The organism is Streptococcus mitis (genome assembly GCF_019929545.1).
GTDB classification, from domain to species: Bacteria; Bacillota; Bacilli; order Lactobacillales; family Streptococcaceae; genus Streptococcus; species Streptococcus mitis_BU.
Genome location: NZ_JAHZPT010000004.1, coordinates 1 through 26,311, shown reverse-complemented (window position 1 = coordinate 26,311; position 26,311 = coordinate 1). Strand labels below are relative to the sequence as shown.

The 26,311-nt window shown below is 41.8% G+C and carries 24 protein-coding genes and 2 tRNA genes; 1 reads left to right on the top strand and 25 read right to left on the bottom strand.

Translation table 11 applies throughout. The features are described from left to right. Nucleotides 1-57: 57 nt before the first annotated feature. The 16 genes from sufU to parE all read right to left on the bottom strand — a co-directional run bounded on the left by sufU (nucleotide 58) and on the right by parE (nucleotide 16,941). Entirely contained in the window at nucleotides 58-498 is a 441-nt protein-coding gene (gene sufU / locus K1I71_RS02145; RefSeq protein ID WP_223330092.1) for a Fe-S cluster assembly sulfur transfer protein SufU, read from the bottom strand. Next, nucleotides 485-1,711, bottom strand: a complete 1,227-nt coding sequence (locus tag K1I71_RS02140; protein ID WP_223330091.1) for a cysteine desulfurase — start codon at nucleotides 1,709-1,711, stop codon at nucleotides 485-487. Before K1I71_RS02140 ends, sufU begins: the two co-directional genes overlap by 14 nt. 10 nt (nucleotides 1,712-1,721) lie before the next feature. After that, on the bottom strand, nucleotides 1,722-2,984 hold the full coding sequence (gene sufD / locus K1I71_RS02135; protein WP_223330090.1) for a Fe-S cluster assembly protein SufD: 1,263 nt from the start codon (nucleotides 2,982-2,984) through the stop codon (nucleotides 1,722-1,724). Between the two features lie 27 nt (nucleotides 2,985-3,011). After that, a complete protein-coding gene (gene sufC, locus K1I71_RS02130) occupies nucleotides 3,012-3,782 on the bottom strand; it encodes a Fe-S cluster assembly ATPase SufC (protein WP_000114489.1) in 771 nt (256 codons plus the stop codon). Nucleotides 3,783-3,932: 150 nt separating this feature from the next. Continuing rightward, the gene (locus K1I71_RS02125) at nucleotides 3,933-4,127 is read right to left on the bottom strand and encodes a DUF3272 domain-containing protein (RefSeq protein WP_001081602.1); all 195 of its coding nucleotides are present in this window, start codon (nucleotides 4,125-4,127) and stop codon (nucleotides 3,933-3,935) included. A 27-nt stretch (nucleotides 4,128-4,154) separates the two neighbouring features. Further along, a complete protein-coding gene (gene dnaX / locus K1I71_RS02120; protein ID WP_223330089.1) occupies nucleotides 4,155-5,810 on the bottom strand; it encodes a DNA polymerase III subunit gamma/tau in 1,656 nt (551 codons plus the stop codon). Next, the gene (locus K1I71_RS02115) at nucleotides 5,810-6,307 is read right to left on the bottom strand and encodes a GAF domain-containing protein (protein WP_045611423.1); all 498 of its coding nucleotides are present in this window, start codon (nucleotides 6,305-6,307) and stop codon (nucleotides 5,810-5,812) included. The genes dnaX and K1I71_RS02115 overlap by 1 nt, the downstream gene beginning before the upstream one ends. An 85-nt stretch (nucleotides 6,308-6,392) precedes the next feature. Further along, nucleotides 6,393-7,595 (bottom strand): 30S ribosomal protein S1, encoded by a 1,203-nt coding sequence (rpsA, locus tag K1I71_RS02110; RefSeq protein ID WP_001001630.1) that lies wholly within the window; start codon nucleotides 7,593-7,595, stop codon nucleotides 6,393-6,395. A 161-nt stretch (nucleotides 7,596-7,756) separates the two neighbouring features. Beyond that, nucleotides 7,757-7,828 (bottom strand) — tRNA-Gln (locus K1I71_RS02105). 9 nt (nucleotides 7,829-7,837) lie between these two features. Next, nucleotides 7,838-7,918, bottom strand: a tRNA-Tyr gene (locus tag K1I71_RS02100). A 49-nt stretch (nucleotides 7,919-7,967) separates the two neighbouring features. Further along, entirely contained in the window at nucleotides 7,968-8,198 is a 231-nt protein-coding gene (locus tag K1I71_RS02095; RefSeq protein ID WP_000037113.1) for a DUF2969 domain-containing protein, read from the bottom strand. 97 nt (nucleotides 8,199-8,295) lie between these two features. Then, nucleotides 8,296-10,263, bottom strand: coding sequence for a peptide ABC transporter substrate-binding protein (locus K1I71_RS02090; RefSeq protein WP_223330088.1), 1,968 nt, complete (start codon nucleotides 10,261-10,263; stop codon nucleotides 8,296-8,298). Nucleotides 10,264-10,285: 22 nt separating this feature from the next. Then, a complete protein-coding gene (locus tag K1I71_RS02085; protein WP_004254793.1) occupies nucleotides 10,286-11,308 on the bottom strand; it encodes a branched-chain amino acid aminotransferase in 1,023 nt (340 codons plus the stop codon). Between the two features lie 134 nt (nucleotides 11,309-11,442). After that, nucleotides 11,443-13,914 (bottom strand): DNA topoisomerase IV subunit A, encoded by a 2,472-nt coding sequence (gene parC, locus K1I71_RS02080; protein WP_223330087.1) that lies wholly within the window; start codon nucleotides 13,912-13,914, stop codon nucleotides 11,443-11,445. Between the two features lie 231 nt (nucleotides 13,915-14,145). Beyond that, nucleotides 14,146-14,970 carry an aminoglycoside 6-adenylyltransferase gene (locus tag K1I71_RS02075; protein WP_223330086.1) on the bottom strand — a complete coding sequence of 275 codons (825 nt, stop codon included), beginning with the start codon at nucleotides 14,968-14,970 and terminating at the stop codon, nucleotides 14,146-14,148. A gap of 27 nt (nucleotides 14,971-14,997) precedes the next feature. Next, nucleotides 14,998-16,941: a DNA topoisomerase IV subunit B gene (gene parE, locus K1I71_RS02070; RefSeq protein ID WP_004261495.1), complete on the bottom strand. Its 1,944-nt coding sequence runs from the start codon at nucleotides 16,939-16,941 to the stop codon at nucleotides 14,998-15,000. A gap of 135 nt (nucleotides 16,942-17,076) precedes the next feature. Between parE and plsY the strand changes: the two genes are divergently transcribed. Next, complete coding sequence (gene plsY, locus K1I71_RS02065; protein ID WP_223330085.1) at nucleotides 17,077-17,718, top strand: glycerol-3-phosphate 1-O-acyltransferase PlsY; 642 nt, start codon at nucleotides 17,077-17,079, stop codon at nucleotides 17,716-17,718. Between the two features lie 37 nt (nucleotides 17,719-17,755). On the opposite strand, the gene K1I71_RS02060 is transcribed toward plsY, so the two are convergent. The 9 genes from K1I71_RS02060 to K1I71_RS02020 form a co-directional block, all read right to left on the bottom strand. Continuing rightward, complete coding sequence (locus tag K1I71_RS02060; protein ID WP_223330084.1) at nucleotides 17,756-18,712, bottom strand: ABC transporter permease; 957 nt, start codon at nucleotides 18,710-18,712, stop codon at nucleotides 17,756-17,758. A gap of 2 nt (nucleotides 18,713-18,714) precedes the next feature. Beyond that, nucleotides 18,715-19,773: an ABC transporter permease gene (locus K1I71_RS02055; protein WP_023942990.1), complete on the bottom strand. Its 1,059-nt coding sequence runs from the start codon at nucleotides 19,771-19,773 to the stop codon at nucleotides 18,715-18,717. Then, nucleotides 19,766-21,301: an ABC transporter ATP-binding protein gene (locus K1I71_RS02050; RefSeq protein WP_223330083.1), complete on the bottom strand. Its 1,536-nt coding sequence runs from the start codon at nucleotides 21,299-21,301 to the stop codon at nucleotides 19,766-19,768. The genes K1I71_RS02055 and K1I71_RS02050 overlap by 8 nt, the downstream gene beginning before the upstream one ends. A gap of 142 nt (nucleotides 21,302-21,443) precedes the next feature. Beyond that, a complete protein-coding gene (locus tag K1I71_RS02045; protein WP_049543026.1) occupies nucleotides 21,444-22,496 on the bottom strand; it encodes a BMP family lipoprotein in 1,053 nt (350 codons plus the stop codon). 89 nt (nucleotides 22,497-22,585) lie between these two features. Continuing rightward, a complete protein-coding gene (locus tag K1I71_RS02040; RefSeq protein WP_125456172.1) occupies nucleotides 22,586-22,975 on the bottom strand; it encodes a cytidine deaminase in 390 nt (129 codons plus the stop codon). Continuing rightward, entirely contained in the window at nucleotides 22,962-23,624 is a 663-nt protein-coding gene (deoC, locus tag K1I71_RS02035) for a deoxyribose-phosphate aldolase (RefSeq protein WP_223330082.1), read from the bottom strand. Before deoC ends, K1I71_RS02040 begins: the two co-directional genes overlap by 14 nt. Nucleotides 23,625-23,643: 19 nt before the next feature. Beyond that, nucleotides 23,644-24,921 carry a pyrimidine-nucleoside phosphorylase gene (locus K1I71_RS02030; protein ID WP_223330081.1) on the bottom strand — a complete coding sequence of 426 codons (1,278 nt, stop codon included), beginning with the start codon at nucleotides 24,919-24,921 and terminating at the stop codon, nucleotides 23,644-23,646. After that, nucleotides 24,918-25,508 (bottom strand): class I SAM-dependent methyltransferase, encoded by a 591-nt coding sequence (locus K1I71_RS02025; RefSeq protein WP_317628047.1) that lies wholly within the window; start codon nucleotides 25,506-25,508, stop codon nucleotides 24,918-24,920. Before K1I71_RS02025 ends, K1I71_RS02030 begins: the two co-directional genes overlap by 4 nt. A gap of 207 nt (nucleotides 25,509-25,715) precedes the next feature. Next, nucleotides 25,716-26,123: a hypothetical protein gene (locus tag K1I71_RS02020; RefSeq protein ID WP_223330080.1), complete on the bottom strand. Its 408-nt coding sequence runs from the start codon at nucleotides 26,121-26,123 to the stop codon at nucleotides 25,716-25,718. Between the last annotated feature and the right edge of the window lie 188 nt (nucleotides 26,124-26,311).

Below are 26,311 nucleotides of genomic sequence, written 5' to 3'. Positions count from 1 at the left end.
AATATCCTTTCTTTCATTCTTCATTTCTACTGATTCATAAGACAAAAGAAACTTGTCTTACTGATTTTCTTGATTTTCAATTGTTTTCTTCAGGGCGTTCCAAGCTAGAGTTGCACACTTGATTCGTTGAGGGAATTTTGCAACGCCTGATAAGAAGGCTGCGTCTCCAAGTTGGTCTTGACGCTCATCTTTTTGCCCTTGAACCATTTCAGAAAAAATAGTTGCAAGTTCTAAAATTTCTTGTTTGTTTTTTCCTAAAACTGCATCTGTCATCATGCTAGCAGAGGCAGTTGAGATGGTACAGCCTGAGTTTAGAAAGGCGATATCTTCCAAGCGGTCATCTGCATCAAACTTGACAGAGAGATTGATAACATCCCCACAAGTCGGATTGTTGAGACTGATTTGCTCAGCGTCTTCCAACTTCCCTTGGTGATGTGGATTTTTCGAATGGTCCGCTACCACTGCCATATAAAGGCTATCTAGTTTAGAAAGTGCCATTGAAAAACTCCTTTGTCTTTTGTAAGGCATCGACTAGCTTGTCGCAATCTGCCTTGGTATTGTAGATATAAAGACTTGCACGAGCTGTAGCTGGAACGTCCAAATACTGGAGCAAGGGTTGAGCGCAATGGTGACCCGCACGAACAGCCACTCCTTCATAATCCAAAGCAGTCGCAAGGTCGTGCGGATGAAGGTCGCCTAGGTTAAAGGCAATGACACCTGAACGTTGAGCCAAGTCCTGTGAACCATAAATGATCAGTCCTTCAATCGCCTGCAGTTTTGGATAGACATATGCAATCAATTCCTGTTCATGGGCTTCAATGGCATCCATACCAATCTTTTCTAGATAATCCACTGCTGCTGCCAGTCCAATTGCACCTGCCATATTGGGAGTTCCTGCCTCGAATTTCCAAGGTAATTCCTTCCAACTAGCAGATTGCTCGTAGACGAAATCAATCATTTCGCCGCCAAATTCTACTGGTGACATTTGCTCCAGATATTTTTCTTTGCCATAAAGAACACCGATACCAGTTGGACCAGCCATCTTGTGACCTGAAAAGGCAAAGAAGTCCACATCCAAGTCCTGGACATCGATCTTCATATGAGGCGTAGATTGAGCACCATCCACCACCATGATGGCACCAACTTGGTGGGCCAATTGAGTAATTTCTTTGATTGGATTGACCACACCCAGAACATTTGAGGCGTGAGCTAGGGAAACAAACTTGACTCTATCAGTCAATTTAGCTCGCAAATCATCCATATCCAGAGCTCCGTCCTTGAGATAAACATAGACCAGCTCTGCTCCAGTCTTGCGACAAGCTTCCTGCCAAGGAATAATATTGGAATGGTGTTCCATGACAGAAATTAAGACCTGATCTCCCTCAGTCAAGACTTCCTCTGCAAAGCGCGCCACCCAGTTCAGACTGGTTGTCGTTCCTCTAGTAAAGAGAACTTCCTTTGTAGACCCTGCATTGATAAACTTACGAATGGTTTCACGAGCGGCTTCATAAGAAGCTGTCGCTCTTTCTGCCAAGGTATGAACGCCACGATGAACATTGGCATTGTCCTTCTCATAGTAGCGGTTAATCGTCTCCAGAACTGCTAGTGGTTTTTGTGTCGTCGCAGCATTGTCCAAATAAACCAATGGTTCATCGTTAACAATCTGGTCTAAAATTGGAAAATCCTTGCGAATCACTTCTACATCTAACATAGGCTACCCCTTAGCGTTTTGACAATTTTTCTTCAATGGTTGCAATCATTTCATCACGAACTTCCTTGACTGGAATCTCAACGATGACGGATCCAAGGAAACCACGGACAACCAAGCGTTCTGCAGTTGCCTTATCCAAACCACGGCTCATGAGGTAGTACATGTCTTCTGGATCTACCTGACCGATAGAAGCCGCGTGTCCTGCAGTTACATCATTTTCATCAATCAAAAGAATTGGATTGGCATCTGAACGCGCTTGGTCTGACAGCATAAGAACACGGCTCTCTTGTTGCGCATCTGCTCCCTTGGCACCCTTGATAATGTGGCCAATACCATTGAAGGTCAAGGTTGCTTTTTCAAGAATAACCCCATGTTGAAGGATATTTCCGATTGAGTTGCAACCATAGTTAGTTACTCGGGTATCAATCCCTTGTACCTGACGGCCACTTGAAAGAGCTACAACCTTGAGATCTGCATGACTACCATTTCCAATCAAGTCGCTATCAAAGTCCGCAACGACGTTCCCTTCGTTCATGACACCGATTGCCCAATCAATACTTGCAACGTTGCCTAATTTGCCACGACGGCTAATGTAAGCAGTGACGTTTTCACCTAGACGGTCGATAGCCGCAAACTTCACTTGCGCACCAGAACGTGCAATCACTTCCACTGTGATATTGGCAGTTGCTTTGGCACTTCCTTCACCGCGTGACTCTAAACGTTCCAAATAACTAATCTTAGAATTTTTACCAGCGATAATCATAATATGCTTGTTAAACGGCACATCGCTATCGCTGTCTTGATAAAAAATTCCTTCAATTGGTTCAGCAATTTCCACGTTATCAGGAATATAGAGAACAGCACCACTATTAAAATAAGCTGTATGGTAGGCTGCCAACTTGTCATCGTCATACTTAACAGATGACATGAAGAATTCTTCGATCAGCTCTGGAATTTCTTCTAAAGCTGAGTGGAAGTCTGTAAAGACGACACCTTGTTCAGCTAACTCAACTGGAATTTGCTCAAAAACAGTTTGAGTTCCTACTTGAACCAATTTCAAGTGATTATCTAGAGCTGTGAAATCTGGAACATTTACTGATGGCTCACTTTCTGTAATCGTTCCATCACCCAGATTCCAACGGTGGAATTTGACACGCTCAATAACTGGTAATTCCAAAGTCTCAATCTTATCAAAAGCTTTTTGACGGAGGTCAGCCAACCAGCTTGGTTCAGCGTGCATTTCTGAAAAAAGTTTAATATTTTCTTTAGTCATTTACTTCTCCTAAAAGATACGAGGGAATTACAATTCTTCCTTGTAGTCGTAGCCAAGTTCTTCAGCTAGTTTTGCGTATCCTTCACGTTCCAAACGCGCAGCCAATTCTGGACCACCTGAAAGGACAACACGACCTTCCATCATCACGTGTACCACATCAGGTGTGATGTAGTTCAAAAGACGTTGGTAGTGAGTGATAATCATAGCACCAAAACCTTCACCACGCATGGCATTAACACCTTTAGAAACAACTTTAAGGGCATCAATATCAAGACCAGAGTCAATCTCATCCAAAAGGGCAAAAGTTGGTTCCAACATCAAAAGTTGAAGAATCTCATTACGTTTTTTCTCACCACCAGAGAAACCTTCGTTGAGGTAACGCTCAGCCATTTCTTCTTTCATGTTGAGCAATTCCATCTTTTCATCTAGCTTAGTGATGAACTCGCGAACTGAAATCTTCTCATCGTCTTCTTTACCAGCATTCATGGCTGCACGAAGAAACTCAGCGTTAGTAATACCAGGAATTTCTGATGGGTATTGCATAGCAAGGAAAAGTCCCATACGCGCACGCTCGTCCACTTCCAACTCAAGGATGTTTACGCCATCAAACAAGACTTCACCTTTGGTAACTTCATAGTTTGGATTTCCCATGATAGCTGCAGAAAGAGTCGATTTACCAGTACCATTTGGTCCCATGATAGCGGCGATTTCTCCTGTTTTCAGGGTCAGGTTAACCCCTTTTAAAATTTCTTTTCCTTCAATCTCAACGTGAAGATCTTTGATCTCTAATACTGACATGATAGTTCCTTTCTTTTTCAAGACCTTTACAGTTCTTACTGGAAACATACTTGATTTCCCTAGAAAATACGGTAAAAGGTCAATAAATATACTTTTATAGTATAACAAAAAAAAGCCTAAAAGGCTTTGATTTTGTCTAGAAGCTGAGGACTAGTCTTTTCCTTTTAAATGCTGGTCAATGACATCTACAATCTTGCCCATCAAGTAACTAACTCGGAAATTTCTGAAGAGCAAAATGGCCCAAAAGGCTGCCATAATATAGCGACCAGTCATCCAGGCTTCATTGAAAAAATAGGTCTCAGCAGCTGTAAACAGCGCAATGATAATAAATTGTTGTCTATTCATAAACTTATTGTATCATGAAATCTTTCTTTAGTCTTCCTCTACCTTCACTTTATCAGCCAAAAATTCAAATCCTTCTGGAATCAGACTTTCTTCTGCTTCTTTTTCAGTTTGAGAAGATTTGGCTTTGGCTGAAAAGGCTGCGCGGACTTCTTTCCATTCCTCCATGGAAATGGCTAAAATTTCGGGTGAAAAACCTGCTGCCTGACTGAGGATATTGCCAAACATGGTGTTGAGATTGTCTCGTTTCATGGTTTGACCAGCATTGAAGTTAGATTCAAAAGCAAGAATAGCATGGTGTTCATTGGCTGCAACCGGTTGAGAACCAACTAGCAGAGCCTTATCAGGACCTCCAAGACTTTCAATTACCTCTCCCCAGGCATTCTGCAAGCGAATCAGATTTTGACGTGCTAAATCAGGATTTTCGACAGCCTCTTGTAAGATAGATTGAACTTTATTGCGATCCACACGATAGACTGTTTTGCCTGCTGTTGGACGGGTAGGTACTGGACTAGTTGGTTTTGGTACAGTACCCACATTTGCGAGTTCTTGTTTGAGACGGGCAATTTCCTGTCTCAGTGCAGAAATTTCACTTTCAACCGCCCCTGAAAGAGACAGTTCAGGATTAACCTCCGCTAAACGGATGGTCATCATCTCAGCATAAATCTTAGGCTGCAAACTAGACTTAATATCTGCTAAACTGACTGTCGCCAAGCGAATCATTTCAAACAGATTTTCTTGAGGAAGTGCCAAATTTTCTACAAAGACTGGACTATGATGAGTGTTTTCTCCACCTGTTTGGACAATTAACAAGTCTCTTAAATAGTGCAAAAGGTCGGTCACAAAACGAGTCATGCTCTTACCATTGTCAAAGAGAAGATTTAAGCACGCTAGGGACTTTGGAACATCCTGTTGAGACAAGGCAGACACATAATCATCCAAGGCTGATAGACTAATGGTGCCAGTAATTTCTTCAGAGATAGCAGTCGTCAGCTCATTTCCCTGTGTCAAACTTAGGGCTTGATCCAAAATAGACAAGGCGTCCCGCATCCCACCTTCAGCCCGTCTGGCAATGATTTCCACAGCCTCTGGTTCAGAACTGATATTTTCTTTTTCTAAAATATAGTGGATATGTTCCTTAATATCCTGTGTCTTAATTGATTTAAATTCAAAACGTTGCACACGGGATAGAATAGTGGCAGGAATCTTGTGCAATTCAGTAGTTGCCAAAATAAAGACCACATTCTGTGTTGGCTCTTCCAGCGTCTTTAGGAGGGCATTAAAAGCTCCTGTAGACAGCATGTGAACCTCATCTATGATGTAAACCTTATAACGGGCAAGACTAGGAGCGTAGGTAGATTTATCACGAATTTCGCGAATTTCATCCACCCCATTATTAGAGGCCGCATCCATTTCAATGACATCTTCTAAACTACCATCTGTCACTGCTTGACAAATATAGCAGTTATTACAAGGTTCACCACCCACTTGATTTGGACAGTTCATAGCTTTGGCAAAAATCTTGGCTACACTGGTTTTTCCCGTTCCACGTGGACCAGAAAAAAGATAGGCATGACTTATTTTCTCTTGCTCTACTGCTTGTTTAAGGGTCTTAGCCACAACTTCCTGTCCAACCAACTGGGAGAAGTTTTGACTTCTATATTTTCGATAAAGTGCTTGATACATTAGGCTTTCTCCCCAAACATTGTAAAGTCCCATTCTGTCTTTTCAAGCAAAATAGCGACAAATTGTTCCAAATAATCTCGATCCATAGCATCATAATCATCAATCTCTGAAGAATCCAGATCCAGAACTCCAAGTAATTGACCATTCTTAACCATCGGCACAACAATTTCACTTTTAGCTCGACTATCACAAGAAATATAGTTGGGATAAGTTGTTACATCACCAACTAGAACAGTTTCCTGAAAGTGAGCTGCCTCCCCACAAACACCTTTTCCAAGTGCAATACGGATGCAGGAAACACCACCTTGGAAAGGACCTAAAACCAATTCCTTTCCATCGAACAGATAAAAGCCTGCAAATACGGTATTAGGAAAGCATGATTTTAGAAGAGCACTGGCGTTGGAAAGATTAGCCAAAACATTGGTTTCACCTTCCAATAAAAAAGAGAACTCCTCATTTAACATTTGATAACGTGATTGTTTTTCTGATTCTAACATAGAACTATTATATCAAAAAAGGCTTACAGACAAAAGAAAAATCCCTTGTTTAGTAAACAAAGGATTTTGTGAATTTTCAATTTGATTAAAGTTCGATATCACCGAACAAGTCAGCCATTGAGAATCCTGTTTGTGTTTCTGGAAGTTCGAAATCACGTTTTTCTTGACGTTTTGGACGACGTGGACGAGCAGCACGTTTTTCTTCTTTTTGTCCTTCTTCTTGAGCTGGACGCTCTTCAAGAGCTTTGATAGAAAGTGATACGCGCTCTGCATCTGCGTTAACTTCAAGAACTTTAACTTTAACTTCTTGACCAACTTTAAGAGCTTCTTTAGGATTTTCAATACGTTTGTGTGAGATTTGTGATACGTGAACAAGTCCATCGATACCTGGCAATACTTCAACAAATGCACCGAAGTCAGTCAAACGTTTAACTGTTCCTTCTACTACATCACCTTTAGCCAATTTTTGCTCAACGCCATCCCATGGTCCAGGTGTTGTTGCTTTAAGTGAAAGTGAGACACGTCCTTCTTCTTCGTTAAGATCAAGGATTTTCACTTCAATTTCTTCACCAACAGTTACAACTGATTTTGGTGATACGTTACGTTCATGTGACAATTCAGTCAAGTGAACCAATCCGTCAACACCACCAAGGTCGATGAAAGCACCGAAGCTTGTGATACGTGCAACTTTACCAGTTACTACATCACCAACAGCCAATTTACCGAATACTTCAGCGCGAGCTGCTGCTGTAGCTGCTTCAACAACTTCACGACGTGAAAGGATGAAGCGGTTTTCTTTAGCGTCAACTTCTTTGATTTTAGCATCAAATTCTTGACCTACAAAACGCTCAGTGTTACGTACGAAACGAGTATCCAACATTGAAGCTGGGATAAATCCACGAACACCTTCAAATTCTACTGAAAGTCCACCTTTAACGGCACGAGTTCCTTTAACAGTAACAACTTCTTCTTCGCGACCAACAAGTTTGTCCCATGCTTTGCGAGCTTCAAGGCGTTTTTTAGATACAAGGTATGTAACTGTATCAGTATCTTTACCAACTACTTGACGAAGTACAAGAACATCCAATACTTCTCCTACTTTAACAAAGTCATTGATATCTGCATCGCGATCGTTTGTCAATTCGCGAAGAGTCAAGACACCTTCAACACCAGTTCCAGAGATTGCAACGTTAGCTTGAGTCGCATCAACTGTCAATACTTCAGCACTAACAACATCACCAGTCTCAACTTGGCTAACGCTATTTAGCAAATCTTCAAATTCGTTCATCTAAAAAATCCTCCAACAATCAAGTTTTTCTTAAACTTGACATACTTATAATTTTTTTCCTAAGCACCCGCAAGGACATGTTCATATCGTTCACGTCTTTCAATTATAAAAATAAAATACCCTAAGATATTTTGCTTTTTATCTTGATCATTACCTAAGAACTGGGGTAGCTGGATTCGAACCAACGCATGAGGGAGTCAAAGTCCCTTGCCTTACCGCTTGGCTATACCCCATTGATGAAATGGAGAGAGAGGGATTCGAACCCCCGAACCCGAAGGAGCGGATTTACAGTCCGCCGCGTTTAGCCTCTTCGCTATCTCTCCTACAATCAACATGGACTATTATATCATGAAAATTTCAAAAAAACAAGACTTATTTTGCTAAATTATAATTTTCAATCAAAATTTCCACAGCTTTTTCCAATTTTTTATAAAAACTATCGACGTTTCCATTCTTTATGATGGCAAATTGTCCGTCTAATTCGGCAATTTCTCCGATAACTTTTTTACCAATGGTCAAGGTATAACCTTCAAAACTGTCTTTTCCTACATTAACCTTGGCATCCGCTACTTGAATTTCGATTTTTTTATCTTTCTTGCTCATTTCATACCTCTCTTCACTTTTTCTATTTTACAAGAAAATCCCAAAACTAGCAAGAAAAAACTCTACATCGGGCTTGTCCGATATAGAGTTTTCCGCATTATTTAATGTGTTTTTCTAGTTCTTTTTGGTACTTACCATTTGATTCCAATTTTTCTTTTTGCCATTTTTTCAGTGCTTCTTCATATTCTTTTGTTGTAACAATATCTTTTTGCAATTTCATTCCTTTAAAGATATATGGGTCACCCTTAATACCAACTTGTGAGTATGGTTTTGAGAATGGCACGACATTACTTACAACTGGAGAACCACCAGATGAGGCTGTTGGCATCAATAATGAACTATCTGTCAACCAAGCTTGAGCCTTGGCATATTTTTCATAGCGTTCTTCAAGATTTGTCGTTTCTGAATCTGCATCATCCAATAATTTCTTATATTGGTCCAAACCAAGTTTCGCTACAACATCCTTATCTTTCCCTTTAGTAATACCAAGGTGTTTCATAGCAGAACCTGATTTAGGATCCATGATATTCAAGTAAGATGCTGGGTCTTGATAGCTTGGAGCCCATCCTGTACTGTTCAAATCATAATCTTTTTGAGAAGGAACACGCGCTTGAGAAGTGATTGTTTCCTTTTCATTATCTGTCATTTGAAGAACGTCGATGACAACATTTTCAGCACCAAGAGTTGATTCGATTGACTGTTTGAAAGAGTTGCTTTGTTGAACGGCGATGGTATCTGTTTGTTCAACTGGGACATCCAAGTGAATTGGGAATGTTACCCCTTTAGATTCCAAGTCTTTCTTAGCTTTTTCGAAAGCAGCTTTAGCCTTGTCAGGATTGTATATAGAATCCTTACCATCAACTAGCTCAACACCTTTCCATTGGTCACCATAGTTCACCAACTCTGCTTGAGCGATTTGACCAAAGTTTTTACCACCTGCTTGCACAAAGTTGTCAGGAACGAGACTGTTACGAATAATCTTGTCCGCCCCATCTTCACCATTTAGCTGGGCAGCATAAGAATGGCGGTTGAAGGCAAAGTTGATAGCCTGACGGAAGTCCTTATTAAGCATAGCTTCTTTAGTAGAAGTCTTTTGCTCTTCACTTGTTTTCGCAGTTTTATTGTATGACTGACGATTTACGTTAAAGGTGAAGTAATAGCTACTTGAGTCCTGTGGGCTATAAGTGATTTTATCTCCGTATTGTTCCAAAGTAGAAGCAAAGTTTGAGCTACTTGGGAAGAGACGGGCTGTCGTATAGGCACCTGAAGAGAAGCTACGAATCAACGATTCCTGATCTGAACCATCGTAGTAGGTCAATTTGACCTTTTCAATTTTTACCTTTTCTTTATCCCAGTAGTTTGGATTTTTCTCGTATTCGATTAACGATTTAGAAGTCAAGGTCTTCAAGATATAAGGACCATTGTAGAGAATTCCTGCTGGAGTAACTGCTCCATAATCTTTACCTGATGCCTTCAAAAATTCTTCATTTACAGGCAACATCGTTGCTGTGGTGACTTTAGAATTCCAGAAGCTTTCTGGTTTGTTTAGGGTATATTCAACTGTGTAATCGTCCAAGGCCTTGACACCAACTGTAGAGAAATCATTGGTCTCACCAGTCATGTAGGCATCCAAGCCCTTGATTGAATTTTGGATGAGAGAGACACCGTCTGACTTACCGTCAGCTACGTGTTTTAGTCCTGTCACAAAGTCATGGGCTGTTACTTCTGCGTATTCTTCGCCTTCTGAAGTGTACCATTTAACTCCTTTACGAAGTTTATAGGTATAAGTCAAACCGTCTTTTGAGACAGACCAATCTTCAGCCAAGGAAGGAATAACATTTCCGTATTGGTCATTTTCCATCAAACCATCAACCACGTTCCCGATGACATCTGTTGTAGATGTACGAGTCGCTATACTATAGTCCAAAGATGCTGGATCTACTGCATAGACATATGAAAATGTTGTCGGTGCATCTGCTTCTTTATCAGCTTTTCCACAAGCTACTAAAAGAGCTGTTGTGCTCAGGACCACTCCTGCTGTTAAGAGCCGCTTTTTCGATTTCATAAAAAATCTCCTTTAGTTTATTTTAATCTACTTTTACAATCCAACCTTCTGGCGCTTCAATATCGCCAAACTGAATTCCTGTCAATTCATCATAGAGTTTACGAGTCACAGGACCTACTTCTGTTTCACTATAGAAAACATGGAAATCATCACCGTGCTGAATTCCACCAATTGGAGAAATCACTGCTGCTGTACCACAGGCACCTGCCTCTACAAAACGGTCAAGGTTATCAATTGGGACATCTCCCTCAATAGGAGTTAAGCCCAAGCGATGTTCTGCCAAATAAAGCAAAGAATACTTGGTAATAGATGGCAAGATAGATGGACTCAATGGTGTTACAAATTCATTATCAGCTGTAATTCCAAAGAAGTTAGCTGAACCGACTTCTTCAATCTTTGTATGTGTTGAAGGATCTAGATAGATAACATCTGAGAAATGACGTGACTTGGCCAATTTCCCTGGTAAGAGACTGGCAGCATAGTTTCCACCAACCTTAGCCGCACCTGTACCATTTGGAGCGGCACGGTCGTATTCATCCTGAATCAAGAAGTTGGTTGGAACCAAACCACCTTTAAAGTAATTACCAACTGGCATGGCAAAGATAGTGAAAATGTACTCTTCTGCTGGTTTTACTCCGATAATATCTCCTACTCCAATCAAAAGAGGACGAAGATAAAGGGTTCCACCTGTTCCGTATGGTGGTACGTATTCTTCATTCGCACGAACAACTGCCTTACAAGCTTCTACAAACATTTCTGTTGGAACTTGTGGCATCAAGAGACGATCACAAGTACGTTGCAGGCGTTTAGCATTTTCGTCAGGACGGAAAAGTTGAATACTGCCATCCTTAGTACGATAAGCTTTCAAACCTTCAAATGCTTGTTGTCCATAGTGAAGACTTGGAGAAGACTCTGAAATATGCAAAGTTGCATCCTCTGTAAGCTCTCCTTGATTCCATTGTCCATTTTTAAAATGAGCAATATAGCGATAAGGTAATTTCATATAGGAAAAACCGAGATTTTCCCAATCAATCGTTACTGTCATATTCCACTCCTTATTCTAAAAACCTATTTCTTTTATTCTACACTATTTTTCTAAAATAGCAAGTATATTTTGTAATTTTCAGAAAATTTCTTCAATAAAAAGAACCAGCTCTTAGAACTGATTCTTCATTTCACTTATTTAGCTTCAGTAAATACTTCTTTAAGATAAGCATCAAAAACTTCTTCATCTGAAATCGTGTCAGAGATGAAGCTACCGTTACTTGTGCGTTCTGACAGACTCAAGTCTTGCAATTGGTTTTCATAGATTGTTCCTTTTTTTGATTGAACAAGCAGAGTTTGGTCGTTCACATCCACTTCCGTACTGAAGAGGTCACCAACAAAGCCTTGTTCTGCAACTGCTCCTGCTAAGAAGACACGATGCGGTTTGTTTTTCAACTCACGCAAGACTTGTAAGCCACGTTTGGCACGGCTGGTTGCCGGAATTTCGTCAATAGAAACACGTTTCAAACTTCCACGTTGGGTCAAGAGGTAGAAGGATGAGGTGTTACAGATAAAGGCGGATTGGAGGACATCATCTGCTTTCAGGTTCATAGCTTTGACACCTGCAGCCTTAGCACCGACAACTGGAACCTCTTCGATATTGAAACGAAGGGCATAACCATTTTGGCTAATCAAAAGAACATCATCTAGTTTAATCGGAGCCACTGCTACAATCTGGTCTGTCTCGTCTTTGAGTTTAGCATACTTGACTGATTTAGATTTATAGGTCCGCCATGGAGTGAATTCTTTACGTTCTACGCGTTTGATTTGACCAAGACGAGTAGCTGCAAAATAAGTTGTCGCATCATCAAACTGATCCACGACTTCCACATAAAGGATTTCTTCGTTAGTTTCAAAGTTTGTAATGGTCTGGCTCAGATGCTCTCCGATGTCCTTCCAGCGAATATCTGCTAATTCATGGATTGGTCTGTAGATGACATTTCCAAGACTTGTGAACATCAAGAGGTGCTGGGTTGTCTTGGCAGATTGAACAAAAATCAAACGATCGTCATCACGCTTGCCAATTTCTTCCAGCGTTGAAGCGGCAAAGGAACGTGGGCTGGTACGCTTGATGTAACCTGCCTTGGTCACGCTGACGTAGGTATCTTCCTCAGCGATAAGACTAGCTGTATCAATCTCAATTACTTTTGCTGTGTCTTCTAAAGTACTCAAACGTGGAGTCGCAAATTTCTTCTTGACCTCACGAAGCTCTTTCTTCATGAGATTGTACATGGTCCGTTCATCCCCGATGATAGCCGCAAGCATGGCAATCTTTTCACGCAATTCTGCTTCTTCTTCCTGCAAGACAACCACATCGGTATTGGTCAAACGATACAGTTGCAAGGTTACGATAGCCTCAGCCTGCTCCTCTGTAAAATCATAGCTAACTTTGAGGTTTTCCTTGGCATCAGCCTTGTTCTCAGAAGCACGGATAAGGGCAATGACTTCGTCCAAAATCGAAATCACACGAATCAAACCTTCGACGATATGGAGACGTTTCTCAGCCTTTTCCTTGTCATAGCGTGAACGCGCTAAAATCACTTCACGACGGTGGGCGATGTAGCTAGACAAGATTGGAACGATCCCAACCTGACGAGGCGTGAAATTGTCAATCGCCACCATGTTAAAGTTATAGTTGATTTGCAGATCTGTGTACTTAAAGAGATAGTTGAGGACAAGCTCTGTATTGGCATCTTTTTTTAGCTCAATAGCAATACGTAGACCATCACGGTCAGACTCGTCGCGAACCTCAGCGATTCCTGCTACCTTGTTATTGACACGGACTTCATCAATCTTCTTGACTAGATTGGCCTTGTTGATTTCATAAGGAATCTCCGTAATAACAATTTGTTCCTTACCACCTTTTAGCTTTTCAATCTCAGTCTTGGAACGAACAATAACGCGCCCTTTCCCAGTTTCATAGGCCTTCTTGATTTCATCACGACCCTGGATAATCCCTCCAGTCGGGAAGTCTGGTCCAGGCAAGAATTCCATGAGTTTATCCACCTTGGCAGTTGGATGATCAATCATGTAGACTGTCGCATCGATAACTTCGGCCAAATTATGGGGAGGAATATCTGTGGCATAACCAGCCGAAATACCAGTAGAACCATTCACCAAGAGATTTGGAAAGGCTGCTGGCAAGACTGTCGGCTCTTTCTCCGTATCGTCAAAGTTCCACGCAAAAGGAACGGTCTTCTTCTCGATATCCTGAAGAAGGTAACCAGCAATCTCAGACAAACGAGCCTCAGTATAACGCATAGCCGCAGGCGGATCTCCATCCATAGAACCGTTGTTACCGTGCATTTCAACTAGAATCTCACGATTTTTCCAGTCCTGTGACATACGGACCATGGCATCATAGATAGAAGAATCACCGTGTGGATGAAAATTACCCATGATGTTCCCGACAGACTTGGCCGACTTGCGGTAACTCTTATCAAAGGTATTGCCATCCTTATTCATCGAATAAAGAATGCGGCGCTGAACCGGCTTCAATCCATCGCGAATATCTGGCAAAGCCCGGTCTTGAATAATGTACTTGGAGTAGCGACCAAAGCGCTCTCCCATAATGTCCTCAAGGGACATGTTTTGAATGTTACTCATATAGGATACAGAGCCCGTAAAATACCAAGTGAAAATAGAAAATTCTTGAAGTAAGCAAGCTCACAAGAGAATTTATCTTTTTCACCTAGCATTTAGGGCGTGTTCAACTCCTTTCAAAGAATGTAGAGTATGTGTAATAATAAAAGGGTGTAGAAAGGATTAGTCCTGTGTTCAGTAACATTCAGTAACCAAACGACCCTTTCTGTAGTTTAAAATACGTTGCATAATTATTTAGTGATTAGGAAGTTTCTCCTCAGCATATCTCATCATCTTCTCAGCCACTTCCTTATCGTAGGCAAAGCCCATCTTTTGAGCAAGTATTTGAGCTTCTCTGTGGAAAAGTTGCATCGTAGCAAACAATGACTGAGTAAGTTTCTCTACACTTGAAAAATCAAGCAGAGCTGAGAATTCCTTCTCTTTCTCTTTCTCTGTAGGCAAATACTGGAAAAGATACTTGTAATTCTTACCGATGTCGACCTTTCCCCTATCACTTGCAACCTGCCAAGCTAAGATTTTCAGGAGTTCTTGTTGACAAATGCCATAGAGATGATCGGTCGCATAAATAACTTGCTTACGACAGATTCCTTTGACCACATAGGCGGAAACCCACCAAAATTCATTGCAGGCTTTTTCGAAATCTATCTGACTAGCTGGATTCGTCCAGTAACGTTGAGGATTTGGAGAATAAGGCGCAAACAAGCCCTTAGGGTCCTCTAACACCGTGAAATCCGCTTCGCTTTCTATCCACTCCTTGATATACTCTTTAGGACATAGAGTCAAATCAATCCTATTGCCATCTTCAAAGAGCATGAGGTATAGACGACGTTGACCAAGACCAACTTCTTGCTCAATAATGCGTTTGCCAAACTGGTCCAACCAAGATAAATCTGTAATCAGCTCGTCCAGATTCTCTACAACATAGACTACGTCATAGTCTTGAAATTCATCTTTTGAGGCTTTTGTATCAGTCCGTGAACCAGACATAGCGACAGCCGCGACTTGTAAGGTTTCAGCAGTCTTTAAAATTACATCGAGCATTTCTGTTTCAGTTCTCATGTTTATACCCATTCATTAAAAACTAACTTAAAACACTGTCGCTTCTTCCAGCGTAAACTTGACATTGTCTTCAATCCACTTACGTCGTGGTTCGACCTTGTCACCCATGAGGACATTGACGCGACGTTCTGCGCGTGCTAGGTCTTCGATAGTGACACGGATAAGGGTACGCGTTTCTGGGTTCATAGTTGTTTCCCAGAGCTGGTCCGCATTCATCTCACCAAGACCTTTATAACGTTGGAGGGTAGCACCTTTACCAAATTGTTTGCGGAGTTCTTCTAGTTCTCCGTCCGTCCAAGCGTAGGCCACTTCTTCTTTCTTGCCTTTGCCTTTGGACATCTTGTAAAGAGGCGGAAGGGCGATATAGACGTGACCTGCCTCGACTAGAGGACGCATGTAACGGTAGAAAAATGTCAAGAGCAAGGTCTGGATATGGGCACCATCGGTGTCCGCATCGGTCATGATAATGATCTTATCATAGTTGGCATCTTCAATGGAGAAGTCTGCTCCAACACCCGCACCTATAGTATAAATCATGGTATTGATTTCTTCATTTTTGAGAATATCCGCCATCTTGGCCTTGGCTGTATTGATAACCTTACCACGAAGGGGCAAGATTGCCTGGAACTTGCGGTCACGGCCTTGTTTGGCAGAACCACCGGCAGAGTCCCCCTCGACTAGATAGAGTTCATTCTTAGCAGGATTCTTGGACTGGGCTGGGGTCAATTTCCCAGATAATAAGCCCTTGTCTTTTTTATTTTTCTTCCCATTTCGGCTCTCATCACGCGCCTTACGTGCTGCTTCACGAGCATCACGGGCCTTGATAGCCTTACGGATAAGGTTAGAAGCCAATTCCCCATTTTCCATAAGGAAAAAGGTCAACTTATCCGCCACAATTCCATCCACAACGGGACGAGCAAGAGGGCTTCCTAGCTTGTCCTTGGTTTGACCCTCAAACTGCAAATGTTCTTCAGGGACTAGAATAGAGAGGACAGCCGCTAGCCCCTCACGATAGTCTGACCCTTCAAGGTTTTTATCTTTTTCCTTGAGAAGCCCCGTCTTACGCGCATAGTCATTCATAACCTTGGTAATAGCGGACTTGAGTCCTGTCTCGTGCGTTCCACCGTCCTTGGTGCGAACGTTATTGACAAAGGATAGAATGTTATCTGAAAATCCGTCATTGTACTGGAGGGCCACTTCCACCTGGAAACCATTGTCTTCACCTTCAAAGTACAGAACCGGTGTCAAGGTTTCCTTGTCTTCGTTGAGGTAAGAAACAAAGTCCTGCACCCCGTTCTCATAGTGGAATTCAATCGCTTCATCTGTTCGCTTATCTGTCAGAGACAAGGTCACATTTTTTAAAAGAAAGGCTGATTCATTAAGACGCTCTGAGATGGTATTGTACTTGAAATCTGTCGTAGAGAAGATCGTCGCATCAGGCATAAACGTAACCTTTGTACCTGTCTTAGACTTAGGCGCTGTACCGATTTTCTTCAAAGTCGTAACAGGTTTTCCGCCATTTTCAAAACGTTGCTTATAGATTGCACCATCGCGAGTGATTTCAACTTCTAGCCAACTTGAAAGAGCGTTTACAACGGAAGATCCAACCCCGTGGAGACCACCAGAAGTTTTATATCCTCCTTGACCGAATTTCCCTCCGGCGTGAAGAATGGTAAAGATAACCTCAACTGTTGGAATTCCCATCGCGTGCATACCAGTTGGCATTCCACGTCCGTGGTCTTGTACCGTTAAACTTCCATCTTTATTAATGGTCACATCAATACGATCGCCAAACCCAGACAGGGCTTCATCGACCGCATTATCGACGATTTCCCAGACTAGGTGGTGGAGCCCAGCGCCATCGGTCGATCCGATATACATCCCTGGACGTTTTCGGACCGCATCCAACCCTTCTAGCACCTGAATTGCATCATCATTATAATTGTTAATATTGATTTCCTTTTTTGACACAAGGAACCTCCTATTCGTTCATCTTTACTATTCTACAGGTTTTCCAAGGATTTTGCAAAATTTTTCTTTCTCCGGTGTGACAATTTCAGAAGAGATTCTCTGCCTTTCTTCTCCATTTCATGATATAATAGGAGTATGATTACAATAGTTTTATTAATCCTAGCTTATCTGCTGGGTTCGATTCCGTCTGGTCTCTGGATTGGACAAGTATTCTTTCAAATCAATCTGCGTGAACATGGTTCTGGAAATACCGGAACAACCAATACCTTCCGCATTTTAGGCAAGAAAGCTGGTATGGCAACCTTTGTGATTGACTTTTTCAAAGGAACCCTAGCAACACTTCTTCCGATTATGTTTCATCTGCAAGGCGTTTCGCCTCTCATCTTTGGACTTTTGGCTGTTATTGGTCATACCTTCCCTATCTTTGCAGGATTTAAGGGAGGCAAGGCTGTCGCAACTAGTGCTGGAGTGGTTTTCGGATTTGCACCTGTCTTCTGTCTCTATCTAGCAGTTGTTTTCTTTGGAACCCTCTATCTTGGTAGTATGATTTCACTATCTAGTGTCACAGCATCTATCGCGGCTGTTATCGGGGTTCTACTTTTTCCACTTTTTGGTTTTATCCTGAGCAACTATGACCCTCTCTTCATCGCTATTATCCTAGCACTTGCTAGTTTGATTATCATTCGTCATAAGGATAATGTCGCTCGTATCAAAAACAAGACTGAAAATTTAGTCCCTTGGGGATTGAACCTAACCAACCAACATCCTAAAAAATAAAACGCCAGTTCATTCTGAACTGACGTTTTTTATATGCTTATTTTGATTTGATATAGTTGATACCATCTGCTTTTGGTGCGACTGCTTTTCCAAAGAAAGCTGCCAAGACAAGAATTGTCAAAACATAAGGTGCGATTTGAAGATAAACCGCAGGCACTCCTTGTAGGAATGGCAATTGAGATCCGATAACAGCCAAACTTTGTGAAAGTCCAAAGAAGAGACTAGAAAGCATGGCTCCGATTGGATTCCATTTTCCGAAGATCATCGCAGCAAGGGCGATAAATCCAGGTCCAACAATAGTTGTCACTGAAAAGTTAACTGAGATTGATTGAGCATAAATCGCTCCGCCAATTCCACCTAGGAAACCTGAAATAATAACCCCTAAATATCTCATCTTGTATACATTGATTCCCAAAGTGTCCGCTGCTTGAGGGTGTTCACCGACAGAGCGGAGACGAAGACCAAATCGAGTCTTGAAGAGGATAAACCAAGCAAGGAATGAGAAAGCAATGGCCAGATAACCAAGTAGACTAGTTGACTTGAAGAAGATATCACCAATCACTGGGATATTTGCCAAGACTGGGAAATCAAAGCGTCCAAAAGTCTGACTTAGGTTGTCGGTTTGTCCTTTGTTATAAAGGACTTTCACTAAGAAAACAGCCAAGGCTGGCGCCATCAAGTTTAAGACAGTACCGCTGACAACATGGTCTGCACGGAAATGAACCGTCGCTGCTGCGTGGATGATGGAGAAGAGACCTCCAACAAATCCTGCTACAAGCAAGGATAGCCATGGAGTTGCTGCTCCAAATTGTTCTGCAAATTCAAGGTTAAAGACAACTCCAGAAAAGGCACCCATAACCATAATGCCTTCAAGGCCGACGTTTACCACACCACCACGTTCAGAGAAAACACCACCGATACTTGTAAAGATGAGGGGCGCTGAGTAAATCAGCATAGAAGACACCAAGAGGGTGAGCAAGGTTGTAATAGACATCTTTACTTACCTCCTTTAACTTGTTTTTTCGGTTTGACAAAGCGTTCGATAAGGTAATGAACACTGACAAAGAAGATAATAGACGCTGTTACAATGCTGACAAGCTCAGACGGTACCTGCGCTGCATTCATACCAGGGGCTCCAACTTGGAGAACACCAAATAGGAAGGCTGCAAAGAGAATACCAATTGGTGAGTTGGCCGCAAGCAGACTAACCGCCATCCCGTTAAATCCGACAGCCAATGACGCCCCTTGAACATAGACATTCTGGAAGGTTCCAAGTCCTTCAACAGCTCCCCCAAGACCTGCCAAGGCACCTGAGATAATCATTGAGAGGATAATCGTTCGTTTGGCAGAAATACCAGCATATTCTGAAGCATGTGGATTAAGGCCAACCGCACGGATTTCAAAACCAAGAGTCGTTTTCTTGAGCATGAACCAAATAACTGCAACGGCAATGATGGCAAAGAAAATACCAATATTCATCCGTGAGTTACCAGTCAACTCAGCTAACCAAGGTGTCTGGTAGGTTGCATTAGCCCCAACACGAATGGTCGAATCTGTACTTTGCATGAAGTCTTTAGGGAAGGCATGGATAAAGGCATTTCCTACATACAAGACGATGTAGTTCATCATGATGGTCACAATGACCTCTGACGTTCCTAAATAGGCTCTAAGAATACCTGGAATCGCTCCGACAATCCCACCAGCAATCAAGGCAATCACGATAGTTGCTAGAATCATCAAGGGACGTGGCATATCTGGATGCGACAGGGCAAACCAACCACTGAGAATCCAACCTGCCAAAGCCTGACCAGGAAGCCCGACGTTAAAGAAACCTGCACGACTGGCAACGGCAAAACCAAGACCAATCAAGACCAAAGGCCCCATAGCACGGAAGATTTCTCCAATCCCACGCAGACTACCAAAGGCTGTGTAGAACAATTCTTCGTAGCCCCAAATAGCATCATAACCAAAGATCCACATGACAATGGCTCCAAGTAAAATTCCTAGGAAGACAGAAATCAAGGGAACCGAAATTTGTTGTAATTTTTTAGACATCACTCTTCTCCTTTCCCAAGTTTCCACCAGCCATCAAGACACCAAGTTCTTGTTTATTGGTTGTTTCTGGTGATACAATACCTTGAATCTTACCATCATGGATAACGGCAATACGGTCTGAGACGTTTAAAATCTCATCTAGTTCAAAGCTGACAACTAGAACAGCCTTCCCATTATCACGCTCTTCAATCAAGCGTTTGTGGATATATTCAATGGCACCGACATCCAACCCACGAGTTGGCTGGCTGACGATAAGGAGATCAGGATCTCGATCAATTTCACGAGCAATAATTGCTTTTTGTTGATTTCCTCCTGAAAGTGCAGCTGCAGGAACAATTTCACTAGCAGCACGAACATCAAACTCTTCCATTAGCTTTTTAGCATAAGAAGTAATATTTGAATAGTTCAAAATTCCATTTTTACTATGTGGTTCTTTGTAATAGGTTTGAAGGGCAATATTTTCAGAAATCATCATTTCCAAAATCAAGCCATCACGGTGACGGTCTTCTGGAACGTGCCCAACACTCAACTCCGTAATCTGACGTGGGTGCAATCCTACAATTGAATCTCCTTTTAGCTCAATACTACCAGATTCAACCTTGCGAAGACCTGTAATGGCTTGAATCAGTTCAGACTGACCATTTCCATCAATCCCTGCAATACCAACAATCTCTCCAGCACGAACATCCAAGGACAGATTTTTCACAGCTGGAACACCGCGGTTTTCATTGACCACCAAATCTTTGATAGACAAGACCACTTCTTTTGGTTGAGAGACTTGCTTCTCTGTTTTAAAGGAAACAGAACGACCTACCATCATTTCTGCCAAATCAGCATTAGTAGCCCCTGCGATTTCTACAGTTTCAATTGATTTCCCACGACGGATAACTGTAACGCGGTCAGAAACTGCTCGAATCTCGTCCAACTTGTGGGTAATCAAGATAATTGATTTTCCTTCTTTGACAAGATTTTTCAAAATAGCCATCAACTCATCAATTTCTGATGGAGTCAAGACAGCCGTTGGTTCGTCAAAAATAAGAATATCAGCTCCCCGATAAAGGGTTTTTAAAATTTCTACACGTTGTTGGGCTCCAACCGAGATGTCTGCCACCTTGGCAGAAGGGTCCACAGCTAAGCCATAACGTTCAGAAAGAGCCTTGATTTCTTTGCTAGCTCCAGCGATATCTAGCACACCATTTTTAGTCAATTCACTTCCTAAAATAATGTTTTCAGCCACCGTGAAAGCCTCTACCAACATAAAGTGCTGGTGAACCATTCCGATTCCCAAGCCAGCTGCTTTAGATGGGGAGTCAAGGTTGACAACTTGACCGTTGACCGCGATTTCACCACTAGTTGGTTCAAGAAGGCCTGCTAACATGTTCATGAGCGTGGACTTACCAGCCCCATTTTCTCCTAAAAGTGCATGAATTTCACCTTTTCGTAGGTGCAGGTTGATTTTGTCGTTGGCAACAAATTCACCAAACACCTTGGTAATATCACGCATCTCAATGACATTTTCGTGTGCCATGTGCTCTTCCTTTCAGAGTCTTATTTTATTTCAATAAAACTTGCTAGTTTGTCTAGTAGCAAGCTTTACTGAGACAAAATGACTTTGTCTCAACTCTTAAAAAGCGGCCGATGGCCGCTTCCTAAGAAATAACTTCCATCCATTATTTTGCAGGAACTTTTACGCTTCCATCAAGGATTTTAGCTTTTGCATCTTCAACGGCTTTTTTACCTTCTTCAGAAAGGTTAGTTGTTACCAAGTCAACCCCTTTATCTTTCAATGAGTAAACGATCACTTGACCGCCAGGGAATTCACCTTTTTCTGCCTTGTTAGAAATATCTTTTACAGTTGTACCAACTTGTTTCAAAGTAGATGCAAGAACAAAGTTTGATTCTTTGCCATCTTTAGAAGTGTATTTACCTTCTGCTTCTTGGTCACGGTCAACACCGATAACCCAAACTTTTTCATTTTCAGGACGGCTTTCGTTGAGTGATTTTGCTTCTGCAAAGACACCAGCACCTGTACCACCAGCTACTTGGTAAACAATATCTGCACCGGCTGCGTATTGTGCAGCTGCAATTGTTTTACCTTTAGCAGCATCACCAAATGAACCAGCGTAGTCAACTTGGACTTTGATAGATGGGTCTACTGACGCAACACCAGCTTTGAATCCTGCTTCAAAACGAGAGATAACTTCTGACTCCTGCCCACCTACAAAACCAACTTGTTTTGTCTTAGTTGTTTTTGCTGCAGCTACACCTGCAAGGTAACCTGACTCATTATCAGCGAAAGTTACGCTCGCAACATTCTTTTGATCTTTAATCACATCATCAATCAAGACATAGTTCAAATCAGTGTGCTCTGCTGCTGCATCTTTAACTGCATTGTGAAGGGCAAAACCAACACCGAAGATTAGGTTGTAACTTCCAGCCGCTTGTTGCAAGTTGTTAGCGTAGTCAGCTTCACTTGTTGATTGGAAGTAAGTGAAACCGTTATCTTTTGAAAGATTGTGTTCTTTACCCCAAGCCTGCAAACCTTCCCAAGCTGATTGGTTGAATGATTTGTCATCAACACCACCAGTATCAGTGACGATTGCTGCTTTTGTCTTCACATCAGAAGATGAATCTGCCTTACGAGAAGAGCGGTTACCACATGCAGCAAGTCCAACTGCTGCCACTGCAACTAGACCAAGGCCTAGCCATTGTTTCTTGTTCATTACTGAACCTCCTAAATAAGATGTGCAACGATGTTGCAAGTATGGATTGGTTGGCCACAAGGACCGTGCCACTCAGAGAGCGACTCAGACTAATTTAAGTCTGTAAAAGAGTATGGAAGTAATTCCCCGACCGTCATCTCGACCGTCGATTTATCTTTTGCGACTAAGGTCACTTTTAGATCTTGTTCAAAAAATTCAGCCATCACTTGGCGACAAGCACCACATGGCGAAATTGGTTTTTCAGTCTCTCCATAGACAATCAATTCTGAAAATTCTCTTTGGCCTTCAGAAACTGCTTTAAAAATCGCTGTACGTTCCCCACAGTTGGTCAAAGAATAACTAGCATTCTCGATATTGACACCTGTATAAATACTACCATCTTTTGCGACTAGAACAGCTCCGACAGGAAAGTGAGAATAGGGGACATAGGCATGTTTGCTGGTTTCAATTGCCAGTTCAATCAACTCAGTAGTCGCCATCAGCCAATTCTCCTTTTAAAATGGCTACCCCAGCTGACGTTCCGATACGGGTCGCACCTGCTTCCACAAAGGCAAGAGCATCTGCATAAGAACGAGCTCCACCAGCAGCCTTGACTCCCATATCAGGTCCAACTGTTTCACGCATTAATCTAACATCTGCTACCGTAGCGCCACCAGTTGAAAAGCCAGTTGAAGTTTTTACGAAGTCAGCTCCTGCTTTTTGGGCTAATTGGCAAGCCACAACTTTTTCTTGGTCTGTCAGAAGGGAAGCTTCAATAATGACTTTCACTAACTTGTCACCACTTGCTTCTACTACTGCGCGAATATCCGACTCAACCAAATCAAGATTACCTGTTTTGAGAGCTCCAACATTGATCACCATATCAATCTCATCTGCACCATTTTGGATAGCTTCTTTTGTTTCAAATGCTTTCACAGCTGAAGTTGTTGCTCCCAAGGGGAAACCTACTACTGTGCAGACCTTGACATCTGTGCCTTCAAGCCCTTTTTTAGCATGTTCAACCCAGGTCGGATTAACGCAAACACTAGCAAAATCATACTCTCTAGCTTCAGACAACAAACAATCAATTTGATTTTCTGTCGCATCTTGTTTCAAAAGTGTATGATCGATATATTTATTTAATTTCATATTCGGATTCTCCTGCAGTTTATGAGATTATTTCTATGATTTCTCGTAAACTTTGCACGCTATCATTTATTTTAACATATTTTTGAAAATCTGTAACTAGCTGAGGAGAAATTTTTCCATTTGTATATACTTTTGCAACAATTTCTCCCTTTTGAACGGAATCTCCAACTTTCTTTTCAAAAACAATTCCTGTTTCATAGTCCAAGACAGCAGACTTGACTGCACGGCCTGCCCCCAGTCTCATAGCATAAAGTCCAAATTCCATAGCTGGAAGAGCTGAAATGACACCCGTTTCCTGGGCAGGGATTTCCACCACATGGGCTACATTTACAGGACGATAGAGGTCTTCCAAGTCTCCACCTTGGGCTTTGACCATTTCCTCAAACTTAGCCAGTGCCTTACCATTCTCAAGATGTTGGTGAACTTCTTCAACTGTCTTGTTTACATTTGCTAAACCAAGCATAATTTGAGCCAACTCACAGATGAAGTGGGTAATATCCTGACGGCCTTGACCTTGTAAAATCTCCAGTGCTTCAAGGATTTCCAGACGATTTCCAATCGCTCGTCCCAAGGGCTGGCTCATGTCCGTAATCACTGCTACCGTCTTTCGACCAACTGCCTTACCAAGATCCACCATGGTTTGAGCCAATTCTCGCGCTTCATCAACCGTCTTCATGAAGGCACCCTCACCGACAGTTACGTCTAGCAAAATAGCATCCGCTCCTGCCGCGATTTTCTTGCTCATCACCGAACTCGCAATCAAAGGAATCGTGTCGACAGTTGCGGTCACATCACGGAGGGCGTAGAGAAGCTTGTCAGCCTTAACCAGTTGGTCTGATTGCCCAATGACAGATACACCAATGTCCTGTACCTGACGAATAAAATCCTCTTGACTACGTTCTACTTGATAGCCCTTAATGGACTCCAATTTATCAATTGTTCCACCCGTATGGCCGAGACCACGACCACTCATTTTGGCTACAGGCACACCAAAGCTAGCAACAAGAGGAGCTAAAATCAAGGTCACCTTATCACCAACACCACCCGTAGAATGCTTGTCAACCTTAACTCCATCAATAGCTGATAAATCAAACTCTTGACCTGTCTGAACCATTTTCATGGTCAAATCAGATATTTCTCGTGTCGTCATTCCTTTGAAATAAACAGCCATAGCAAAGGCAGACATCTGATAATCAGGGACAGTTCCTGACACATAGCCTTCTACCAGCCATTCAATTTCACTCGAAGTCAATTCTTGACCGTCTCGTTTCTTTTGGATTAAATCAACTGCTCTCATTCGTTCACACTTCTAAGGATATAGTACCCCTTGTCTTTTTTGACGACTTCACAATTTCCAAACACTTCCTCCATCTTTGACTTAGCACTTGGAGCCCCTTGTTTTTTCTGTATAACGATTGTTAAATCTCCACCAGTTTCCAAGAAATCTTTACTTTTCTCAATGATTTCATGAACCACTTGCTTGCCCGCACGGATAGGAGGATTGGAAATGACATGGTCAAATTCCCCTTCAACTTGTTCATAGATGTTGGACTGGAAAATCGTCGCTTCTACTTTATTTCGTTCAGCATTTTGTCGCGCCAAATCCAAGGCACGATTATTAATATCGACCATGGTAGACTGAACGCCATAAGATTTAGCTAAAGACAAGCCCAAAGGTCCGTAACCACAGCCTACATCCAGGACAGTTTCTCCTTGGTTGACCTCAAGACACTTGAGCAAGAGTTGACTGCCAAAGTCAACCATTTTCTTGCTAAAAACACCCGCATCCGTTAAAAAGGCCATTTTTTGTCCCAACAATTCTACTCGCAACTCATGAATGTCGTGAGCAGCGTCAGGATTTTCTGCATAATACATTTTACTCATGAAACTATTTTACCATAATTTGACTTAAATTGTAAATCGTTTACAAATTGATCATAAAACGAAAAAGACTGAAGAAAGCTAGTAGGTAAAACCTTTTCTTCAATCTCTTTCAATTATTGGAAACGAATGACAAGCCATTGGGAGCTATAAGGTATCACAGTCAAGATAAAACAACAAATTTATTGTCTATAATCAAGCGCATTTTTATTACGATTGCTTAACCTTCAGATATTTAATTATCAACAAAATTCCCAACAAGATGTTTAGATAAAAGCCCAACTGATACGTTTTTGTCAGGATTTCCCAACTTGTCCAAAGTCGTACCAAATCTTCTAGCGACATGCGGAAGAAATAACCCTCTGTAGCAATCCATAGAACTAAAAAGAAATAACTACCAGCAGCAAGCCATTTCGTCCACCGTTTTTTTAGTAGGCAAGCAATCAAGAGCGAACAGATAAAGATAGCTGTTACAATAGCATGTTCCATCAAAAAAGTAAAACCGTAATAGATTTCCACAAAGCGTCTACCATTATCCGCATTCGCCCCTTTTATAAAAGGTAGTGCAAAACTTAAAATAAAACAGAGTTCCAGTATATAACTTTTTAAGATTTTCATAGTACACCTCCTATAAATTGTGAATCCCAAAGCCCCCTTTATTGGCTTATAAGTCAGGAGAAAGTAGCTCCTACCTCATCAATAAATTGGTCAACCCTATCTACTTCTATTAGGGCACCTCTAAAAACCTATCCAATGGACACCAAAATATGAGATAATAGCCTTATCATAAGATGAGGTTATTATTT

What these genes read in the sequence shown, in the direction of transcription:
- plsY (WP_223330085.1), top strand. Translation starts at nt 17,077, where the DNA reads ATGATTACAATAGTTTTATTAATCCTAGCTTATCTGCTGGGTTCGATT.
- K1I71_RS02060 (WP_223330084.1), bottom strand. Translation starts at nt 18,712, where the DNA reads ATGTCTATTACAACCTTGCTCACCCTCTTGGTGTCTTCTATGCTGATT.
- deoC (WP_223330082.1), bottom strand. Translation starts at nt 23,624, where the DNA reads ATGAAATTAAATAAATATATCGATCATACACTTTTGAAACAAGATGCG.
- K1I71_RS02095 (WP_000037113.1), bottom strand. Translation starts at nt 8,198, where the DNA reads ATGAGCAAGAAAGATAAAAAAATCGAAATTCAAGTAGCGGATGCCAAG.
- K1I71_RS02040 (WP_125456172.1), bottom strand. Translation starts at nt 22,975, where the DNA reads ATGGCGACTACTGAGTTGATTGAACTGGCAATTGAAACCAGCAAACAT.
- K1I71_RS02090 (WP_223330088.1), bottom strand. Translation starts at nt 10,263, where the DNA reads ATGAAATCGAAAAAGCGGCTCTTAACAGCAGGAGTGGTCCTGAGCACA.
- dnaX (WP_223330089.1), bottom strand. Translation starts at nt 5,810, where the DNA reads ATGTATCAAGCACTTTATCGAAAATATAGAAGTCAAAACTTCTCCCAG.
- K1I71_RS02045 (WP_049543026.1), bottom strand. Translation starts at nt 22,496, where the DNA reads ATGAACAAGAAACAATGGCTAGGCCTTGGTCTAGTTGCAGTGGCAGCA.
- sufD (WP_223330090.1), bottom strand. Translation starts at nt 2,984, where the DNA reads ATGACTAAAGAAAATATTAAACTTTTTTCAGAAATGCACGCTGAACCA.
- K1I71_RS02020 (WP_223330080.1), bottom strand. Translation starts at nt 26,123, where the DNA reads ATGAAAATCTTAAAAAGTTATATACTGGAACTCTGTTTTATTTTAAGT.
- K1I71_RS02030 (WP_223330081.1), bottom strand. Translation starts at nt 24,921, where the DNA reads ATGAGAGCAGTTGATTTAATCCAAAAGAAACGAGACGGTCAAGAATTG.
- K1I71_RS02055 (WP_023942990.1), bottom strand. Translation starts at nt 19,773, where the DNA reads ATGTCTAAAAAATTACAACAAATTTCGGTTCCCTTGATTTCTGTCTTC.
- rpsA (WP_001001630.1), bottom strand. Translation starts at nt 7,595, where the DNA reads ATGAACGAATTTGAAGATTTGCTAAATAGCGTTAGCCAAGTTGAGACT.
- K1I71_RS02140 (WP_223330091.1), bottom strand. Translation starts at nt 1,711, where the DNA reads ATGTTAGATGTAGAAGTGATTCGCAAGGATTTTCCAATTTTAGACCAG.
- K1I71_RS02115 (WP_045611423.1), bottom strand. Translation starts at nt 6,307, where the DNA reads ATGTTAGAATCAGAAAAACAATCACGTTATCAAATGTTAAATGAGGAG.
- K1I71_RS02085 (WP_004254793.1), bottom strand. Translation starts at nt 11,308, where the DNA reads ATGACAGTAACGATTGATTGGGAAAATCTCGGTTTTTCCTATATGAAA.
- K1I71_RS02125 (WP_001081602.1), bottom strand. Translation starts at nt 4,127, where the DNA reads ATGAATAGACAACAATTTATTATCATTGCGCTGTTTACAGCTGCTGAG.
- parC (WP_223330087.1), bottom strand. Translation starts at nt 13,914, where the DNA reads ATGAGTAACATTCAAAACATGTCCCTTGAGGACATTATGGGAGAGCGC.
- K1I71_RS02025 (WP_317628047.1), bottom strand. Translation starts at nt 25,508, where the DNA reads ATGAGTAAAATGTATTATGCAGAAAATCCTGACGCTGCTCACGACATT.
- K1I71_RS02075 (WP_223330086.1), bottom strand. Translation starts at nt 14,970, where the DNA reads ATGAGAACTGAAACAGAAATGCTCGATGTAATTTTAAAGACTGCTGAA.
- sufC (WP_000114489.1), bottom strand. Translation starts at nt 3,782, where the DNA reads ATGTCAGTATTAGAGATCAAAGATCTTCACGTTGAGATTGAAGGAAAA.
- sufU (WP_223330092.1), bottom strand. Translation starts at nt 498, where the DNA reads ATGGCACTTTCTAAACTAGATAGCCTTTATATGGCAGTGGTAGCGGAC.
- K1I71_RS02050 (WP_223330083.1), bottom strand. Translation starts at nt 21,301, where the DNA reads ATGGCACACGAAAATGTCATTGAGATGCGTGATATTACCAAGGTGTTT.